At 42.5% G+C, this 4,535-nt stretch carries 2 protein-coding genes; both read right to left on the bottom strand.

Annotated elements, in window-relative coordinates; all coding sequences use genetic code 11:
- Positions 1-108: 108 nt before the first annotated feature.
- Positions 109-1,239, bottom strand: a complete 1,131-nt coding sequence (locus KL866_RS07140) for a hypothetical protein (protein WP_251139894.1) — start codon at positions 1,237-1,239, stop codon at positions 109-111.
- 64 nt (positions 1,240-1,303) lie between these two features.
- On the bottom strand, positions 1,304-4,240 hold the full coding sequence (locus KL866_RS07135; protein WP_214994303.1) for a TonB-dependent receptor domain-containing protein: 2,937 nt from the start codon (positions 4,238-4,240) through the stop codon (positions 1,304-1,306).
- Between the last annotated feature and the right edge of the window lie 295 nt (positions 4,241-4,535).

The raw sequence follows: 4,535 nt of genomic DNA, 5'->3' as shown, positions 1-4,535 counted from the left end.
ATGTAAGAATCCCTGATAATTCTTGACCATCTCTTGCTTTATAGGTAACAATTTTTGATTGTGGCATCTCAAAATCGTTTAACCATGGTCGCGAATCAGTAGGTTTAGCTATAAATAATAAGCCGTGGGTTTATTAATTCCGCCAACCGCAACAATCATCTTCGAGCCGTCATAAGTTGAAGATGTAATAGACACCACACTGCCCTTAAATGCTTGGCGCAAACTCGCTAAAATTCGTTGTTCATTAGCGTTTTTAACGTCGCTAAAATAAGTAGCATTTAAATCTTTGTATTCAAACTCTGCACCTAAGACTTCTTGCACTTGCCCTCTGACTGCGTGCAAGATAGGTAATACATCAACTTTATCATGGGCCGCTAAAACCGCATGGGTTTTAGTATCGATGTTATAGGTTGCAACAGCAGTTGTATCAGTTTCAATTGTACTGAGCCCTACTAGCGTTTTATCATCGGCCAAAAATACTAATGGCTCGAAAAACGAACCAAAGGATTCCGCCTCAAATGCCACTCGCCAGTCATCATCCACTGAACTTCGTACCATTAGCGTTACTTTGTTATCTTCATTAGGATCTGAGCTCGTCATTGCCAAAGCTTCACCGTTGCTGTTGGTTATGATTCGTAAGCTATCTCCTGTGGATTTATACATACGCAGCGGCATTCTACCCAACGATGCTTTTCGTCCATTGCTCACCTTCATTTTATAGAGGTCCAAAAAAGGCTCTTTTGTCGCCCCTTGAACACTAAAAACAACTATAGCGTCTGGATCGTCAGGCAAAAAGTCAACAACCTGAGAATATCGGGTATCACCACTTTTAGAACGGTAGCCAGTAAGTATTACGTTATCACTGCCATCAGCATCCATTGCTAACAACTCTCCAGTCGGGACTGGTTGTTCTAGAGAACCCACTTCGCGTACCATGCCCAACAACAAGCGGTCGTTATTTAACCAATTGAAACTACCAACCGACTCCTTACCTCGTCCTCGAGTAATCGATTCTACTTTTTGCTTGTCGATATCAAGTACGGTAAGGAAAACAATGCCGTTATCATCTCTGGAAGTAGATGCCAGATATTTACCATCTGGGGATATTTTGATTTGTAAATACTGAGAATGTTTTGCAAAAGCCTCTAAAACGGGCGTTTTCACCTCAGCATTTGTAGAAAAAGAGAAAGCCAGGCTTCCCAGCATAATCGTTTTCAAAAGCGATAAACGAGCTTTCATTTAAAATTATCTCCATGTAAAAAAGCCCCCAATATTCGGGGGCTTACTTGTACTCTAACCTAACTTAGAAGGAATAAGTAATATTGGCAAACACGCGACGACCAATAAAGTCATACTGAGAAAAACGTGCAGCGTTCCCTACTTCATCACCACTTGCTGAAATGCGGGGTGGCTTTTCGTCAAATACATTAGCAACACCTACAAGAACATCAAAGTTATCAAATGCATACGAACCAGACACAGAGTGGTAAGTTGTCCAACTAGTTTCATCAATAAATGTAACTGTTTCATTGTTCACAGTCGTCGTGTTGGTTTCACTACCATAGAATTCATAGTCATTCGTTGCGTCATAATAATTTGCTGTCCATGTAACGCTCCAATCATCTTTGCCGTAGCTTAGACGTGCAACACCTACATGCTTAGGCATACCGTTCTCACCTACTTCATTGTTGTACGGTGTATCTTCGAATAGAAGACCGAACTTTTCAATTTGCATAGTGTGTTCAACAGTAAAACGTACATTACCCCAATCAAATTCTTCATTGTATGAGAACTGGTAATCCACACCACGTACACGCTGATAAGCAATGTTTACATAGCCACCATTAACAATATCAATTCCATAGTCATTCGTATCTGCATTGCTCCGGCGAGTAAACAGGTCACAAAGTGGCTCATTAGCAAAATCAATTGAGTCGTAACAACGATCAACAATTTCAGAACCGCCTAGGTTGTCTATCTCGTCAAAAATTTCAATGTTGAAATAATCGATTGAGAACGCGTAAGTATCTTCCGGGCTAGTAAATACAAAACCGATACCTTCAGCAACTGACGTCTCTGCCTCTAGTCTTCCTACTCCACCACGAGTAATAGACGTTGCGGAACTTCCACCCTGAACGTAGTCTTCTGGAATACCTTCAGCAGAGCAGTTTTCAAACACTGTGTCTGTAATATCGCCTGAAGCAAAGTTTGCAACATAGTCTAAACAGGGATCTAAAGCTAACTGACCAAGGAAACCAGTTTGCTCAGCAAGGTATAGTTCATATAGCGCTGGAGCACGGAATGATGTGCCGCGACTCGCTCGAATGCTGTAACCTTCAGCTATGGTCCAGTTTAAACCTAGCTTATAGGTGGTATCGTTTCCGTAGGTATCAACATCGTTCCATCGTCCAGAAGCTGTTAAATCTAGTTTTTCTACTCCTGTATGGCCTTCCAGTAGAGGTACCTTAAATTCAGCGTAAATCGCTTTAGTTAACTGATCACCGGCGGTGATGCCAGCACCAGATAGACCCCACGAGTTACCATTTAGCGTATTTTGACCTGGCTTATCTTCAATTTCATCTTTTTGAATTTGGAATCCAAAGGCTGCACCGACTTCACCTGCAGGAAGTGTAAATACATCACCCGTTATAAAGCCTTCAAGTGTCTGCTGATCGTAAGTTGTTGTTCCTACGTCCTCACCAAAAAGAAAAGCTTCTTGTGCTGGTGTTCTGTTACCGTAAAGAAATTGAGGATCAGTCCATGGAATATCAACACATGTATTCCCGCTAAATGGCGTAACAGCGCCGCTACACGTAGTGCCGTTTGCGAAGTTGGCTTGAGCCATTTCCATTGCATCTTGGAAAATAATTTCTTGCGTATAAGTACCATCATTGTGACTGTATTGATAAGAGAGATCCCACGCCCAGAAACCGATGTCACCCATTGCACCAACTACACCTCGGGTATAATCTACTTCGATTTCAGATGAGAAATGGTCAGTAAGTGCTACGGGAAAAATACTTCCAGCACCGTCAAAGCCATCGACTATCGAAGCATCTTGTGGACCAACCTCTGCGGTCCAGAATTGACGGTAACCATTAGTTTTCGTGGTACGTTGACTATGAATAAATTCACCGTAGATTGTCACATCATCACTGAGGTTATAATCACCAGTTGCATAAATTGACGCATTTTGAGTTTCTGGCACTAGGGTTTCTTGCCCTAGAAATGGATGATTTTGATCCCACCACCCCTCACTCGCATAATTGTCAGTGAAAGAGACTGGATACCATCCCTCAGGCGTGGTAAATCCAACGTTTGCATCATTAATGCTTTCATAACCATTGTTGGCGAAAAAATTGTCATAGTCGAATGCAGCCTGTAAGCTGCCCCCGTAGCCGTCGTTCGAAACGGGTCCGTAAAGCCAAAGACCATACCCCGTTTCTGAACAGTGGTAATCACCAGTACGAGGGTCGATAGGATCATTTCGTGAACCGTCAGCTGCGAATTGAAGTCGCTCAGTGCAATTTAAGTAATCTCGATCACCTCGGCTTAGCATAGAAACTTTACGGTAATCAGCGGTTACTCGGAACGATCCTTCAGCATATTCTTCTCCGAACGATATGTTTACTCGACGGTCTTCGCCACCAGACTCCATAGGCTGACTAATATCAACGTTTATTGTCTTTTCATCACCTTTTTTGGTAATGATGTTAATTACACCAGCGACCGCGTCTGAGCCGTATAGTGCAGATGCACCGTCTTTTAATACTTCAATCCGTTCCACTGCTGAAAGAGGAATACTGTTTAGATCAAAAGAAGAAACAGCGCCTCGAGTACCTGCAGGGCCCGCACGGCGTCCGTTCAATAGAATTAGAGTACGATTTGGGCCGAGACCGCGAAGACCTACTGTCTCTGAACCAGTCCCACCATCGGTTACATAACCAACTGTTAGCGCGGCGGTAATTTGGTTAGAACCTGCAGCTGCTGTGCTCGTCCGAAGTAACTCTCCTAACGACTTAAGACCCTGATTTTCTGCATCTGCAACGGAAATAATGTCAATTGGTGTGTCGTTAGCGAATGAATCCGTACGTATACGAGAACCAACGACCGAGATCTTTTCTACTGTCTCAGCGTCTTTTTCCGCAGAATCTTGAGCGGCGACATAAGGCGTTGCGCCTAAGCCAAGTGCTATGATTATCCCTTGAGATAATCTATTTAGTGTGTTCCTGTTTTCCATGTTTGTTCCCTGGAATTGAGCCTTCAGAATAAACAGAAGTTCCTTGCGGCTAATTCCATTTACCCTAGAAGTTTTTTTAATTATTTGTAAATGCGACCTATTCCCATTTCGTGGGTGAAAGGCAAGTCACATTTCAGTTTTGTTACGACAAACGCAACATTAGCCAAAAGTATAAGATGTATGGATATGTGTCAATTGTGACTTTTATGCTTGGAAAGCGTTACAGGACGGGAGTATGGCTTCTACCATTAACATTTTGAAACAACTTTTTACTCTTAATACATAAGATATAAGC

Source organism: Alteromonas sp. ALT199, assembly GCF_018619335.1.
GTDB lineage: Bacteria > Pseudomonadota > Gammaproteobacteria > Enterobacterales > Alteromonadaceae > Alteromonas.
The sequence above is the reverse complement of the archived record's forward strand: the minus strand, read 5'-3'. Positions and strand labels throughout refer to the sequence as shown.

What these genes read in the sequence shown, in the direction of transcription:
- KL866_RS07135 (WP_214994303.1), bottom strand. Translation starts at nt 4,240, where the DNA reads ATGGAAAACAGGAACACACTAAATAGATTATCTCAAGGGATAATCATA.
- KL866_RS07140 (WP_251139894.1), bottom strand. Translation starts at nt 1,239, where the DNA reads ATGAAAGCTCGTTTATCGCTTTTGAAAACGATTATGCTGGGAAGCCTG.